The following is a 14,757-nucleotide window of genomic DNA, read 5'->3' on the forward strand; positions in this document are numbered from 1 at the left end:
CGCTTCCATATGCATTTCACCCCGACCGGCTCCTCCTGGCTCAACCAGGTCGAGCGCTGGTTCGGGTTCCTCACCGACCAGCTCCTGCGACGTGGCGTCCACAAAAGCGTTGCGGCACTGGAAAAGGACATCAAAAATTGGATCAAGCACTGGAACTCCGACCCCAAGCCATTCGTCTGGAAAAAGACCGCCGAAGAGATCCTCGACTCACTCGCCAAATATCTTCAACGAATTTCAGGCGCAGGACACTAGGGCGTGGTGAGCTGCCGCGTCCACCTTGTTCGGTGGACTCAGGCGCTCAGAACCGGCCACCGCCGCCCATGAAGCCGCCGTCGGAGGAGCCCGACCCGCCGAACGATGTGGGGCCCCAACCTCCGCCGAAGCCGCCACCGAAACCGCCGCGCATCGCGTCGCCCAGCATGTCGCCGATGATGATGCCGCCCATCATTGCCCCGGTGTGGTCGCCGCTGCCGTAGCGCGAGGTGTACGCCAACTGCGCGGACTGCACGTCGGACTCGGCCAGCGACTGGGCTTGGGCGGCCAGCGACACGGCGTTGTTGGCGTGGGTGATCGCTTCATCGAGGTCGGTCGCCTTCGTGTCGTGCGCGGATTCGATCTGTCGGCTCGCCTCAGACAGCCGCGTGCGGGCCTCGGGCCCGACGCTGCCGCGCCGGTTGTCGATGTAGTCCGACACGGCGTGCACCCGCGCCTGGGCAGCGGACAACGTCTGGTCCAAGGTGCGGGCGAGTCGCTGCGCGGCGGCCTGCTCCTCGATGACCGTGGCCAGCAGCCGGTTCAGCTCGGCGTTGGCCTTGGTCACTGCGGTGAAGGAGGTCAGCGGATCGGCTGAGCCGCTGGTGTGCGCCGCGCCGAGCGCGCGCGACGCCGCGTCGCGGGCACCGGCGAGATCGCGCAGGTGCGGCGCCCGCGCTTCCTGAGCGGACTGCAGTGCGGTGTCGGCGTGATCGATTCCGGATTGGACGTCGGCGATCAGCGACGGCAGAGTGGCTACGGCGCGCCGGATATCGCCGGCGGCACTGTCGACCGCGTCGAGCAACGAACGGGCTTGCCCCAGTGCGGATTCCGCGGCACGTACGGCGTCGACAAGTGCGCTCAGCTCACCGCTGACCGGCGTGGACGCCTTCTCGCGGGCCTGAGTGAGGTTTTGCTCGGCGAACGCCAGCCGGTCTTTGGCGGTCGCGACATTGGTGGCCACCGAGGCCAACGCGGAAGAGTCGAATTCGTTGTGCAGCGCCGTCATTCGCTGTTCCGCCGGTTCGATGCGAGCAGTCAGGTCGACCAGCTGCTGGGTCAGGGTGTCCAGCCGCGTCGGGGCGTTGACCACCAGGTCGCGCATCTGCTCGAAATCCTGCCGCTGCGACTCCAGCTCGCGGTCGGCCCGGGCCGCGCCGACGATCACCTCGGTCAGCAGCTGACGACGCTGGGCGCGGGTCTCGGGGATCGCGTCGTCGAGTTGTTGACGCACCGTGAACGCCTGGGCCAGAGCCGCTTTGGCGGCGTCGACCGCATGGGTGAAGGGCTGGGTCCGTTGCTCGCCGAACTCCTCGATCGTCAACGCCAGCTCGTTGGCGCTGGTGCGCACAGCGTTGTCGACATCGACCACCTTCCATCGCGACAGGTCGTCGAGCGCACCCAGCGACAGGCTGGCCAAGGCGTCGGGGTTGGTGGCATCGACCCGCTTGGCCGCGGCCAACTCGGCGGCCCGCCGGCGGCGGCGCCGCCAGCGGGTGAACACATACAGCACCAGCACCGCAAACAGGACGACGCCCAACCCGATCAGCAGGGGGGCCGAGCTGGCCGACTGCGGGCGCCGGTCCAGGCCGTTGGCCGCCGCCACGGCTGCGCCGCTCCAGTCGGCGCGGCGCAGCGCCGGCTCGATCTGGTTGCGCCGCAGATCGTCGACCTGGCCTGCGTCGATCGTCTTCACCCGGCGCGGGACCAGGAACGCATAGGAATGGTCGACGGTCGCCACCGCCAGCACCGCGTCGAAGTCGCCGAGATCGCTGGCGGCCCGCGTGTTGTCTGCCCAGCTAACGGCTGGTTGCCCGGAGAAGTCGTCGACGAACACCACCCACAACTGAACACGGCGGTCGGTGTACAGCCGGCTACTGGCCGACTGAATCGCGGCGCGGCCGGCGGGGCTCAGTACCCCGGCGTGGTCGGTGATGTAGTCGGCCAGCCGGAACGGCGGCTGAGCGGCGGCCGACGGTGCGAGGGTGAGGGCGATGATCAGCGTCGCCATGAACGCGGCGACCGAGCGGCAAAGGGTGCTCACGGGAAACAATCTATCCCCGGGCCCACGTGGGTCGGGGGAGCAAGCTGGCAGACTGTGGGTCGATGATGCAGCAAAACCCCTACGACGATTTCGACCGCCAACGGGTTGTGCCCGAGGCGCCGAAAGCCGCGGGATTACCGGGCACCGAGGGGCAGACCCGCACTGACTTCGCCCGCGACCGCGCCCGAGTGCTGCACAGCGCCGCGCTGCGTCGCCTTGCCGACAAGACACAGGTCGTCGGGCCGCGGGAAGGTGACACGCCGCGCACCCGGCTGACCCATTCGCTGGAGGTTGCCCAGATCGGGCGGGGGATGGCGCTCGGGCTGGGCTGCGATCCCGACCTGGTCGACATGGCCGGGCTGGCCCACGATATCGGGCATCCGCCGTACGGCCACAACGGCGAGCAGGCTCTCGATGAGTTCGCCGCCGCCTGCGGCGGCTTCGAGGGAAACGCGCAGAACTTCCGAATCCTGACCAGTTTGGAGCCCAAAGTCGTTGATGGACAGGGGCATAGCGCCGGTCTCAATTTGACCCGGGCAGCACTGGACGCGGTCACCAAATATCCGTGGTCGCGTGCTCAGCACCGGCGCAAGTTCGGCTTCTACGACATCGACCGCACCAAAGCCGGGTGGGTGCGCGACCGTGCCCCGGTGGATCGGCCCTGCCTGGAGGCCCAGGTGATGGACTGGGCCGACGACGTCGCCTACTCGGTGCACGACGTCGAGGACGGCATTGTCTCCGGACGCATCGACCTGCGCGTGCTCGCCGACGACGACGAAGCCGCCGCGCTGGCCGAACTCGGCGAGCGCGACTTTCCCGGGGTCCGCGGCGACGACCTGAGAGCCGCCGCGCATCGGCTGTCGAGGCTGCCCGCTGTTGCAGCGGTCGGCAAGTACGACGCGACTCTGTCGGCCGCGGTGTCGCTCAAGCGGATGACCAGCGAACTGGTCGGCCGGTTCGCCTCGGCGGCGATCGCGGCCACCCGCGCCGCCACCGGTCCCGGACCGTTGGCCCGCTACCAGGCCGAGTTGTCCGTGCCGGAGGTCGTGCGCGCCGAGGTTGCCCTGCTCAAGACGCTGGCGCTGCAGTTCATCATGTCCGACCCGCGACATCAGGAAATCCAAGCGCGCCAACGGGAATGCATTCATCGGGTGGCGCAGTCGCTGCTGGCCGGCGCCCCACACGCCTTGGACCCGATCTACGTGCCGGCCTTCAACGCCGCCGCCGACGACGGCTCGCGGCTGCGGGTGATCGTCGATCAGATCGCCTCCTACACCGAGGGACGCCTGGAACGCATCGCCGCGGCCCAGGCGTGAGCCGCCGGACTAGGGTCGTAACCATGGTCAAGTCCTCAGTCATCGTCGCCGCCATGTCTGCGCTCACGCTTGCCGCGTGTAGCCCCCACCAGGAGGCGTCCACCGCGACCTCGTCGAACGCCCCGGCGGCGAGCGGTCAAATTCTGAGCGCGCAGTTGCACACCGCCGACGGCCGGTCGGTGGCGACCGCGACATTCGAATTCGCCAACGGCTACGCCACGGTCACCGTGAAGACCACCGGCGACCACATTCTCGCGCCCGGATTCCACAAGATGCACATCCACGGCGTCGGCAAATGCGAACCCAATTCGGTCGACCCGACCGACCCGAGCAAGACCGGCGATTTCCTGTCGGCCGGCACGCACTACCAGGCGCCGGGACACACCGGCGAGCCGATGAGCGGCGACCTGGATCCCCTGGAAGTGCGTCAGGACGGCGCGGCTTACCTGGTGACCACCAGCGACGCGTTCACCCGCGACGACCTGCTGGCCGGCAGCAAGACGGCCATTATGGTCCACGGCGCCCAGGGCAGCCCCGATGCCGAGAAGCGATTCGCCTGCGGCGTGATCGGCACCGGGTAAACGCACCGCGCGCTCTACACTGTCCCGATGGCCGGCCGTATCTCTGATCGCGATATCGCCGCCATCCGCGAACGGGTCCGCATCGAGGATGTCGTCGGCGACTACGTCCAACTGCGCAGGGCGGGCGCGGATTCGATGAAGGGTATCTGCCCGTTTCACGACGAGAAGTCGCCGTCGTTTCATGTGCGGCCCAACCACGGCCACTTCCACTGCTTCGGCTGCGGCGAGGGCGGCGACGTGTATGCGTTCGTCCAGAAGATCGAACACATCAGCTTCGTCGAGGCCGTCGAAGTGCTGGCCGACCGGATCGGGCACACCATCAGCTACACCGGGGCCGCGGCCACCAACGTGCAGCGCGACCGCGGGAGCCGCAGCCGGCTGACCGCCGCCAACGCCGAGGCGCAGTCGTTCTACGCGGCGGCGCTGGAATCGCCGGAGGCGCAGCCGGCCCGGGCGTACCTGACCGAGCGTAATTTCGACGGCGACGCCGCTCGTCGCTTCGGCTGCGGCTTCGCCCCGTCGGGCTGGGATACTCTGACAAAACACCTGCTGCGCAAAGGCTTTGAATTCAAGGAGCTCGAGGCCGCGGGCCTGTCACGGGAGGGCCGCCGCGGTCCGATGGACCGGTTTCACCGTCGGTTGCTGTGGCCGATCCGGTCTTCGGCCGGCGAAGTGATCGGCTTTGGCGCCCGGCGGCTGTTCGACGACGACCCGATGGAAGCCAAGTACGTCAACACCCCGGAGACGCTGCTGTACAAGAAGTCTCACGTCTTGTTCGGCATCGACCTGGCCAAGCGTGACATCGCCAAGGGGCACCAGGCCGTCGTCGTCGAGGGCTACACCGACGTGATGGCGATGCATCTGGCCGGGGTGGCCACGGCGGTGGCGTCGTGCGGTACCGCATTCGGCGAGGAGCATCTGTCGATGTTGCGCCGACTCATGATGGACGACAACTTCTTTCGCGGCGAGCTCATCTACGTGTTCGACGGCGACGAGGCGGGTCGCGCGGCGGCACTCAAGGCGTTCAGTGGCGAGCAGCAATTGGCCGGTCAATCGTTCGTGGCTGTCGCGGCCGACGGCATGGATCCCTGCGACTTGCGGCTGAAATCCGGTGACGGAGCGCTGCGCGACCTGGTGGCGCGACGGACTCCGTTGTTCGAGTTCGCGATTCGGACCACTCTGAACGACATCGACCTCGACAACGCCGAAGGCCGGGTGTCGGCACTGCGGCGGTGCGTGCCGATCGTCGCCCAGATCAAGGACCCGACGTTGCGGGACGAGTACGCCCGCCAGCTCGCGGGATGGGTGGGCTGGGCCGACGTCGCGCAGGTCATCAGCCGGGTGCGCGAGGAGGCGAAAAGCCCTACGGCGCAAGGGCGCAACAAACCCCGTCGCGCTGTCGGCAGGCAGGCCGACGCCGGCGCGGAACCGGCGGTTTCGCGGCCCAACCCCAAAGATCCGACGCTGTGGCCGCAGCGCGAGGCGCTCAAGTCTGCGCTGCAGTACCCCGCGCTGGCCGGTCCGGTGTTCGACGCGCTCACCGCGGAGAGCTTCACCCATCCCGGGTATGCCGCGGTGTGCTCGGCGATCGAAGCGGCGGGCGGTACCGCGGCCGGTGTCGGTGGCGCCGAATGGCTGGATGCGGTGCGCCAGCAGGCGCTGTCACCCGCCGCCGCCGGGCTGGTCAACGAGCTGGCCGTCGAGGCCCTCCGAAACGAGGACGACGAGAAGCTGCCGCGCTACATCGCCGGCGTGCTGGCTCGCCTCCAAGAGGTGTGGATCGGGCGCCAGATCGCCGACGTGAAGTCGAAGCTGCAGCGGATGTCGCCGGTGGAGCAGGGTGACGAGTATCACGCCCTGTTCGGCGATCTGGTCGCGATGGAGGCCTACCGGCGCAGCCTGCTCGAGCAGGCCAGCGGCGACGGCCTCACCGCCTAGCGGGGTCGTTCGCGCTCGAGGACGCTCGTCGCGTCGTCGATCTCGGTCAGCGTCACCATTCGGGTGTCCGGGGAGACCCGGTTCGCGATCCTGCGCCGGCCGCCGTCGATGACCGACTTGGCGGCGGGGCTGCTGGTCAGCGCGCGATAGGTGCCGACGATCTGCTCGTAGCGCCGCCGACCGGCCTTGGTGCCCAACACATAGCCCAGTCCCAGCACGACGACGTAGCGGATCAAAACGGCCCCTTCTCCAGGAGTGGTTCGGTGTGCGTCCATCCTGCCCCATGACGGCGGATGCCCGCCCCCCGGCGGACGAACGGTCTGGTTGGGTGCACGGACGCCGGTACGCTAGAGTCATCACTCGGTCCGCCCCGTGATCGTGGGCGCCAAGCAGTCCCCTGTAGCTCAATTGGCAGAGCATTCGGCTGTTAACCGGAGGGTTGGTGGTTCGAGTCCACCCGGGGGAGCAAGTGGTTCTAGTGGCCGATGCCGCCGAACGGTCCGTGATTCTAGGACTTGCCCGGAGCGCTCGACTTGGTGAGATATTCCGGGCAGTACGCGCTCGATGCCAGCGCCGCGAACTTCATCGCGGCCCCAGGGTTCAGGCCCGGGTTGAGCATGCTCAGCTTCCCGATCACGTCTTTTTCTGACGTCCCCGCGTTCATCATGTCGCAGGCCGCCCGTCCGGCATTGATCACGCTCGAACTGCTGGTGTAGGTCATTCCGGCTTTGTTCAGCGAGTCCAGAAATGTTGCGTCGGCGGCCGGGTCGTCCGGCGGTGGAGGATCGGCGAGCGCCGGTACGGCAAATCCGACCGTTATCGCGGCGCTGGCCAGGGCGCAAAGCAATCGCATCGACTAATTCTCGTCCAGATCAGCGCGGTTGTCCTGTTGAAGCATCCGGCCGAGGCTTGAGACTTTCGATCCTGACGTCTCGAGGACCTCGCTCAGATCGAGAAGTCCTCCCCGTGCCACACGCCGGCTTCCGGCGGGCGGATGACACCCTCGGTCTGCGGCGTATGGGCCTGGTCCTCGAGCCTGGCGACCCGGGTGAGCAACGACTGCAGGCTGACCCCCACCAGGTCGGGCATCATCGAGTCGTCACCGGTACCCGGCCCGGCGCGGCTGATGGCTTGGCCGGGCACACCGACAACCACTGCGCTGGACGGCACCTCTTTGACGACGACGGCATTCGCGCCGATCCGGCTGTCGTCGCCGATCTTGATCGCGCCGAGGATCTTGGCGCCGGCGCCGATCGTCACCCGGTCACCGATGGTCGGATGCCGCTTTCCGGTGTCTTTGCCGCTGCCGCCGAGGGTGACGCCGTGGTAGATCGTGACGTCGTCGCCGACCTCGGCGGTTTCACCGATCACCACACCGGTGGCATGGTCGATGAACAGGCCAGTGCCCAACCGGGCCCCCGGATGGATATCGACACCGGTCAAGATCCGGGTGACTTCAGCGAGCGTGCGAGCCGCCACTTTTGCCCCGCGCCGCCACAGCCAGTGGCTGAGCCGGTGGCCCCAGATCGCGTGCACGCCCGGGTACGCGAAGATGACCTCCAGCGTGCTGGGAGCCGCCGGGTCGCGCTCCTTGGCAGCCCGTATGTCGCCTAGCAGTCTGTCGAGCATTGCTAGTCCGCCAAATTCGAGAACAGCACGGTGCTCAAATATCGTTCGCCGTTTGAGGGCAGGATGACGACGACGAGCTTGCCCGCGTTTTCCGGTCGGCGCGCGACTTCCAGCGCGGCAACCACTGCGGCGCCTGAGGAGATGCCGGCCAGCAGGCCCTCTTCGGACGCCAGGCGGCGGGCCATGTCGAGAGCTTCCTCGTTGCCGACCTGGACGACTTCGTCGATCACATCTTCGTCGTAGACCGGCGGGATGAAACCGGCGCCGATGCCCTGGATCGGGTGCGGCCCCTTCTGCCCGCCGGACAGCACCGGAGATGCCGACGGCTCGACGGCGACGAACTTGGCTTGCGGCTTGCGTTCCTTGATCGCTTGGGCGACACCGGTGATCGTGCCGCCGGTGCCGACTCCCGACACGAAGATATCGACCTTGCCGTCGGTTTGGCTCCAGATCTCCTCGGCAGTGGTGGTCCGATGGATCGCCGGGTTGGCCGGATTCTCGAACTGCTGCGGGATGAAATACCGCTGATCGCTCTTGGCCAGCTCCTCGGCCTTGGCGATAGCGCCCGGCATGCCGTCCTTGCCCGGGGTGAGGACGATCTTGGCGCCATACGCGCGCAACAGAATTCGCCGCTCGTTGCTCATGGTGTCCGGCATGGTCAACACAAGCTGGTAGCCACGGGCGGCAGCCACCATCGCCAGCGCGATTCCGGTGTTGCCGCTCGTCGGCTCGAGAATGATGGTGTCGGGCTTGATCAGCCCTGCCGCTTCGGCGGCATCGAGCATCGCGACCCCGACGCGGTCTTTGACGCTGCCCCCGGGATTGAGGTACTCCAGCTTCGCCACCACGTCGGCGACGGCGTCTTCGGAGACGCGACGTAGCCGAACCAGCGGCGTATTCCCGACCAGTTGTGTGACGTCGTCGGCAATACTCATCGAGACTCGCTCCCACGGTCGCGGATCAAAGTTCGTCGCCCTCCCAGCTTAGGTCGAGCCCATTGCTTGAGCTTCCTGAACGGCTTTACAACGGTGCGTAATTCGATTCCTCCGGCTACGTGGAGATGATCGCCCTGAGGGCAGGCGTGGAGATCTCTACAGCGTCGCTTGCGGCGTCAGGAAATCAACAGCAGCAACAACAACAGCAACAACAATGCACGACAAGGCGGCGCGATCGGATGGAGCGCAGCGGTGCGTGGTGTCGCATAGCACCACTATAGGTGATGCCCCGAACAGGGGTTACTTCGCTGCGCCCGGCCGCTCGCACGCCGGTCGGCGAGGATCGGACCGCTGCCGTCGTCGTCGAAATCGGTCCCGTCAGCCGTTGAGCAAAGCCGAATCCGTGGCGCCCGTCTCGTCGGACTCCGCGGCGCCGGCCTGCGGCAGATTTTCCGGATGCAGCATGTCGGCATAGCGCAGCGCCACCGGAATCCCGAACCCGTCCACCAAGGTTTCGGCGTACGGGCGCAGCAGCCGGCAGCGATCATTGATGCCGCGGGTGACCGCCTTGGCGCGCTCGGTGGACAAGAAGCGATGCTCGACGTACCACGCCTTGTCTTCCTCGATGACGTTGAGCGCGTAAAGGTCGCAGACAAGCCCGAGAACCTCACGTGCTTCGTCGTTTTCGCAGGAGTCGATGCCGGCGACGAACGCCTCCAGCACCACTCGGTCGATGTGCGCCTTCGCAGCGTGCAGCACGTGATCCTGCACGGCGTTGAACGCGTCGAAAGCCGACATCTCCTTGGACTTGGCCTGCAATCGGCGGGCCACCGAGGCGATGATGTATTCCTCGCGGTCCTCGAACATCTTGACCTGAGTGCCGCGGTTGAACAGGCTGCCTTCCTCTTCGTTGTCCTGGCGGGCATCGATGACGGTTTGCATAATCGTCTCGGCCGCAGTGCGTTTGAGCACCCGCTCGCCGGCGAAGTTGGCTGCGAAGCGGACCCACTCGACCGGGCTCATGCTCTTGATGTCGTCGGCGTATGCGGTCAGCAATTCCTTGGCCACCAGCTGGGTCAGCACGTGGTTGTCACCCTCGAAGGTGGTGAACACATCAGTGTCGGCGCGCAACTCGATCAACCGGTTGTCGGCCATATACCCTGCGCCACCGCATGCTTCGCGCGCTTCCTGGATGGCTGTCGACGCATGCCAGGTGTTGGCGGCCTTCAGGCCGGCTGCCCGCGACTCCAATTCCCGCTGCTCCTCGGCATCGGGGGCCTCGGACGTCTGCAGGTCGTGGCACTTTGACACCAATTCGTTCTGCGCGAACTGCAGCGCGTATGACTTTGCGATGAGTGGGAACAACCGTCGCTGATGCACCAGGTAGTCCATGATCAGCACTTCGCTGTCGTCGCCGGGTGCGGTGAACTGTTTGCGCTGCAAGGCATATCGCGTCGCGATGTCCAGAGCCACCCGCGCGGCGTTGCCGGCGCTGCCGCCTACAGTGATGCGGCCACGGATCAGGGTGCCGATCATGGTGAAGAATCTGCGATTGGGATTCTCGATCGGTGAGGTGTAGGTGCCGTCGGGCGCTACGTCGCCGTACTTGTTGAGCAGATTGACCCGTGGAACCCGGACGTTGTCGAACATGATGCGTCCGTTGTCGACTCCGGGCAGCCCGCCCTTGTATTGGCAGTCCGAGGTCGTCACCCCGGGTAGGTCGGTGCCCTCGTCGTCACGGATCGGCACCAGGAAGCAATGCACGCCGTGGTTGACCTGCTCGCCGTCCTCGGTGGTGATGAGCTGAGCGAAAACCGCAGCGATGGTGGCGGTTTCGGCGGCGCCACCGATATAGTCCTTGCGTGCGTTCGGCGTCGTGGAATGGATGACGAATTCGTCGGTCTCAGCGTCGTAGGTCGCCGTCGTCTCCAACGCCTGGACGTCGCTGCCGTGACCGGTCTCCGTCATCGCGAAACAGCCGCGCAACTCGAGGTTGATGATCTTCTTGACGTAGTGCTCGTGGTGGCGTTCGGTGCCGAGGTTTTCCACGGCTCCACCGAAAAGACCCCACTGCACGCCGGCCTTGACCATCAGCGACAGGTCTGACATGGCGAGCATCTCGATCATGGTGATCGCGGCTCCGACGTTGCCGTTGCCGCCGTGTTCTTTGCGGAAGTTGTCGGCGGCCGCGCCCTCGGCGGCCATGATGCGCATCTGCTCGGCCACCTTGGCGCGGGCGATCACCGTGTTGGGGGTGTAGTGCGGACGGAAGATCTCGTCGGCCAGTCGCTCGCGCATCTGGTTCTTCACGTCGCGCCAACGCCCGTCGAGTGAGTTGCGTAAATGTTCGGCAATGGTGGCCATACCCGACGTTAACCGATCAGAATTGGGTTGCCGAGATCTGCGCGGAACTGGCCGTTCCGTTCATCAACGGTGTTTATAGTTCGTCGCGCGGACGCGGTTCCGCGGTCGGGGAAAGGTGAACCATGAGCGGGCTGTCCCGCGCTTTCAGCAAGCAGGGCGCGGTCGACGTCGAGGCCGTCGCGGCGGCGTTGCAGCCCAGGTTCACGGTGGCTGCCGGCGAGCAAGTGACCGCGTCGCACACCTGGCTGGACACCTTCGACTGGAGATTGCACTCGGCCGGGATATCGCTGCACTACGCCGACGGCGGTCCACTGATCATGCAGTTCCGCGATGGCACGCAGGTGCAGGCCCCGCCGGCCCGGGTGAAGTGGCCCGCGCTCGCCCACGATCTGCCGGACGGGCCGCTGCGTGACGCGCTGGCGCCGCTGATCGAGCCGCGGGCGTTGATGCCCGTGGTGACGGTGCGCTCCGCGGTCCAGGAAGTCCGGGTGCTCGATCCCGAGAAGAAGACCGTCGCCCGGCTACTGACCGAGAGTGTCGATGACGGCACCAGTCGGCTGCGAATTCAGCCGCTGCGCGGGTACGACTCCGCCGGCGACCGGATCGCGCGCCTGCTGCTGTCCCGGATCGACGGGTTCAGCGCGGTCTCGGCGACGTCGTACGACCTCGCGTTGACCCGTGCCGAGCGTCATCCCGCCAACGGCCGCGGCCCGATCCGGATGCGTCCGGACACCTCGGCGGCCGTGGCTGTCGCGCAGATGCTGGCGGGATTTGCAGAGGCCATCGAGGAGAACGTACCGGGCACCATCGACGCGATCGACACCGAATTCCTGCACGACCTGCGGGTCGCGGTCCGTCGGACCCGTTCGATCCTCAAGCTGGTGGGCGACGTGCTGCCCGACGATCTGGCCGAGCGCTTCGCGCCGGAATTCAAGTGGCTGGGCGATCTGACCACACCGGTCCGGGACCTGGACGTCTACCTGCTTGAACTGGACACCATGGCGGCCCGCCTGAGGTCGGCCGCTCCGGGTGACCTCGAGCCGTTCCGGTCGTTCCTGGTCAAGCACCGCAGCGCCGAGCGGCGGCGCCTGGTGCGCGGGCTGCGCTCGCGGCGCTTCGAGCAGCTGATGAGCGACTGGCGCGGCGCGTTGGCCCAGGTGCCGGCCGACTCCCGGGGCGCGACGACGGTGGCGACGCTGGCGCGCGGTCGCCTGCGGCAGGCCTACCGGAACGCCGCCCGGCGCGGTGGACGGATCCACCCGGACTCACCGAGCGACGACGTGCATGCGCTGCGCAAACGATGCAAAGAGCTGCGCTACCTGCTCGAGACGTTCAAGCCGGTGTGCGACGTCGCCGCCCACCGTGCGCTGCTCAAGGAGCTCAAGTCGCTGCAGGACACGCTCGGGGACTTTCAGGATGGCGAGGTGCAGCGTGAAGCCGTCCGCGAGTTCGCCGTGGCCATGATGGAACAGGGTGCGGCGCCGCCGCAGACGGTGCTGGCGATGGGCGAGATGGCCGCGCAACTCGACGCGCATCAACTCAGCGCACGCGCAGCCTTGGCGGGTCGGCTGCGGCCCTTCCTGGCCGAGGAGAATCGCACCCGAGTCAAAGCGCTGGTGCGCTGATGAAGGTCTACGCGACGTACAACATCAAGGGCGGTGTCGGTAAGACGTCGACCGCGGTGAACTTGGCGCATCTGGCGGCCCAGGACGGGCACGCCGTGCTGCTGTGGGATCTCGACCCGCAGGGCGCGGCGACGTACATGTTCCGGGTGCAGCCAAAGGTCAAGGGCGGCGGCAGGGCTCTGGTGCAGGGGGCGCGGACGCTCGACGACGCGGTCAAGGCCACCGATTTCGACGGGCTCGATCTGGTACCGGCGGACTTCCGCTACCGCCATCTCGACGTGCAACTCGACGAGACGAAGCGGCCGACGCAGCGGATCCGTGCACTGCTGCGACCGCTGGCGGGTCAGTACGACACGGTCTTTCTCGACTGTCCGCCGAGCATCTCGCTGCTGTCGGAAAACGTGCTGCACGCCGTCGACACCCTACTGGTGCCGATGATCCCGGCGACCCTGTCGGTGCGCACATTCGATCAACTGACCGATTTCGTCGGTGATTTCGACGGCCGCCGGCCGCGTGTTCGGGCGTTCTTCTCGATGGTGGACCGACGTAAACGGTTGCACTGCGACCTGGTGCAAAACCTGCCGTCGCAGCGGACTGGAATTTTGACCACATCCATTCCGGCGCTGTCGATCATCGAGCAGATGGCCGAACATCGGGCCCCGGTGACCGCGTCCGCCCCACACAGTCCCGCAGCCCACTGCTACAAGGCGCTGTGGTCCGAGATCATCCGCGACGAACTCAGCTGACCGTCGCGCAGGTTGTGCCCGCGCGACGGACGTCGTAGCCGCCAGCGCAGCACCGCGGCGGCGATAACGCCAAAGCTGATCAGCAGTCCCATGTCGTGCAGCCACTGATCGGAGGTGTGCTTCCACGAACCATCGGCTTCGGCCAGGGGATTGACCGCATGCACATCGACGGTGGATGCCGCGGCGGCGAACCCCCATCTGGACGGCACCAGCGCGGCGATCTGCTCCAGCGGGACTCTGCCGGCGATCGGGAACAACGCACCGGCGAAGACCATCGACACCAAGACGATCAACACGGCGATCAACACAACCTGCTCGTAGAGCCGCGCCGGCGAGGAGAGCGCCAGCGCGACCAACGTCGTGACGATCGCGATGACGGCCAGCACGATGGACAACTCGACGGTGGCGGCTAACTTGCTGTGGCCCAAAAGCACGGCGCCGTGAGCGGGCGCATGGTGCCCGACGGTCGCGACGACGGTGATCAGAGCGGTCTGGAGGATCGCGGTCAGGCTGTAGACGATCATCTTGCCGGCCAAGAACGCCGACGCCGACAAGCCGTGTGCCTGTTCGCGCCGGAAGATGCGCTGTTCGGAGAACAGGTCGCGGACACCGAGCGCCGTTCCCATCACAACGGCGCCGAGGGTGAGCACCGTGAGGATCGCGAGGGCCTGATCGGGGTTGTTGCCGTACCGGCTTGCCGGGCCCAGACCGGCAGCACCGGGTACCAGCAACGAGATCGCGCCGAACAACACCGGAAGGATGGCCAAAAAGATGAAGTACCGCTGGTCGCCGATCATCAGCCAGGCTTGTCGGCGGGCGGATACGGCAATCTGGCGCAACATATTTCGCCGTTTTGCGGGAGCGCGCGTCATCTCCGTGGGCGTCGGCGGCGGTTCGGGCGGGGCGGGCTCGCCTCGACGGGCCAGGTAGTCGTCGTGCGCGCCGTAGGGGTCGGTGCGGGCGCGTTCGACGATTTCGTTCCAGACGGTGGTGCCCAACTGTGGGCCGATCTGCGACGGTGGACCGGCGAACACCGGGATGCCGGTCGGCGTGAGCAGCACCACCTGGTCGCATACATCCAGGTCGGTGGGCGCGGTCGTCGCCTCCAGGACAATGCGTCCCTCGTCGGCCAGTTGCCGAAGCATCGCGGTGATCCTGTGTGCAGCAGCAGCATCGAGACCGATGGTCGGTTCGTCGAAGACGATCAATGCCGGATCGGTCAGCAGTTCGACGGCAATGGACGCGCGTTTGCGTTGTTCGGCGGTCAGTGTGCCCGCCTTGGCAGTCCGCAGCGCGGTCAATTCCAGCTTGGCGAGCACCGATCGCA

The 14,757-nt window shown here is 66.8% G+C and carries 12 protein-coding genes, 1 tRNA gene and 1 pseudogene; 7 read left to right on the plus strand and 7 right to left on the minus strand.

Features of this window, described 5'->3' with window-relative positions:
- A pseudogene (locus AC2VOG_RS06010) lies at window positions 1-252 on the plus strand (IS630 family transposase); the annotation flags it as partial.
- A gap of 46 nt (window positions 253-298) precedes the next feature.
- Here AC2VOG_RS06010 and AC2VOG_RS06015 read toward each other — a convergent pair.
- Complete coding sequence (locus AC2VOG_RS06015) at window positions 299-2,263, minus strand: TPM domain-containing protein (protein ID WP_486939014.1); 1,965 nt, start codon at window positions 2,261-2,263, stop codon at window positions 299-301.
- A 95-nt stretch (window positions 2,264-2,358) separates the two neighbouring features.
- Here AC2VOG_RS06015 and AC2VOG_RS06020 point away from each other — a divergent pair, with 95 nt between their 5' ends.
- From AC2VOG_RS06020 to dnaG, 3 genes are read left to right on the plus strand one after another with little or no spacing between them, the layout of a single operon-like run.
- On the plus strand, window positions 2,359-3,612 hold the full coding sequence (locus tag AC2VOG_RS06020; protein ID WP_486939003.1) for a deoxyguanosinetriphosphate triphosphohydrolase: 1,254 nt from the start codon (window positions 2,359-2,361) through the stop codon (window positions 3,610-3,612).
- 23 nt (window positions 3,613-3,635) lie between these two features.
- Window positions 3,636-4,193, plus strand: coding sequence for a superoxide dismutase family protein (locus AC2VOG_RS06025; RefSeq protein ID WP_486939004.1), 558 nt, complete (start codon window positions 3,636-3,638; stop codon window positions 4,191-4,193).
- Between the two features lie 27 nt (window positions 4,194-4,220).
- Complete coding sequence (gene dnaG, locus AC2VOG_RS06030; protein WP_486939005.1) at window positions 4,221-6,131, plus strand: DNA primase; 1,911 nt, start codon at window positions 4,221-4,223, stop codon at window positions 6,129-6,131.
- On the opposite strand, the gene AC2VOG_RS06035 is transcribed toward dnaG, so the two are convergent.
- The gene (locus AC2VOG_RS06035) at window positions 6,128-6,367 is read right to left on the minus strand and encodes a hypothetical protein (RefSeq protein WP_486939006.1); all 240 of its coding nucleotides are present in this window, start codon (window positions 6,365-6,367) and stop codon (window positions 6,128-6,130) included. The genes dnaG and AC2VOG_RS06035 overlap by 4 nt on opposite strands.
- Before the next feature lie 157 nt (window positions 6,368-6,524).
- On the opposite strand from AC2VOG_RS06035, the gene AC2VOG_RS06040 reads away from it, so the two are divergent.
- Window positions 6,525-6,597: transfer RNA gene (locus tag AC2VOG_RS06040), tRNA-Asn, on the plus strand.
- Between the two features lie 42 nt (window positions 6,598-6,639).
- Here the strand turns inward: AC2VOG_RS06040 and AC2VOG_RS06045 are convergent.
- The 4 genes from AC2VOG_RS06045 to AC2VOG_RS06060 all read right to left on the minus strand — a co-directional run bounded on the left by AC2VOG_RS06045 (window position 6,640) and on the right by AC2VOG_RS06060 (window position 11,059).
- On the minus strand, window positions 6,640-6,984 hold the full coding sequence (locus AC2VOG_RS06045) for a DUF732 domain-containing protein (protein WP_486939007.1): 345 nt from the start codon (window positions 6,982-6,984) through the stop codon (window positions 6,640-6,642).
- Window positions 6,985-7,076: 92 nt separating this feature from the next.
- The gene (gene cysE, locus AC2VOG_RS06050) at window positions 7,077-7,760 is read right to left on the minus strand and encodes a serine O-acetyltransferase (protein WP_486939008.1); all 684 of its coding nucleotides are present in this window, start codon (window positions 7,758-7,760) and stop codon (window positions 7,077-7,079) included.
- Window positions 7,761-7,762: 2 nt separating this feature from the next.
- Window positions 7,763-8,695 (minus strand): cysteine synthase A, encoded by a 933-nt coding sequence (gene cysK / locus AC2VOG_RS06055; protein ID WP_486939009.1) that lies wholly within the window; start codon window positions 8,693-8,695, stop codon window positions 7,763-7,765.
- A 378-nt stretch (window positions 8,696-9,073) separates the two neighbouring features.
- A complete protein-coding gene (locus AC2VOG_RS06060; protein ID WP_486939010.1) occupies window positions 9,074-11,059 on the minus strand; it encodes an acyl-CoA dehydrogenase family protein in 1,986 nt (661 codons plus the stop codon).
- A gap of 122 nt (window positions 11,060-11,181) precedes the next feature.
- On the opposite strand from AC2VOG_RS06060, the gene AC2VOG_RS06065 reads away from it, so the two are divergent.
- Window positions 11,182-12,684, plus strand: a complete 1,503-nt coding sequence (locus AC2VOG_RS06065) for a CHAD domain-containing protein (RefSeq protein WP_486939011.1) — start codon at window positions 11,182-11,184, stop codon at window positions 12,682-12,684.
- Complete coding sequence (locus AC2VOG_RS06070) at window positions 12,684-13,430, plus strand: ParA family protein (RefSeq protein ID WP_486939012.1); 747 nt, start codon at window positions 12,684-12,686, stop codon at window positions 13,428-13,430. Before AC2VOG_RS06065 ends, AC2VOG_RS06070 begins: the two co-directional genes overlap by 1 nt.
- On the opposite strand, the gene AC2VOG_RS06075 is transcribed toward AC2VOG_RS06070, so the two are convergent.
- The coding region (locus AC2VOG_RS06075) for an ABC transporter permease (RefSeq protein ID WP_486939013.1) at window positions 13,385-14,757 on the minus strand (1,373 nt) is incomplete at its 5' end. The genes AC2VOG_RS06070 and AC2VOG_RS06075 overlap by 46 nt on opposite strands.

Source organism: Mycobacterium sp. TH-M11 (assembly GCF_057473725.1).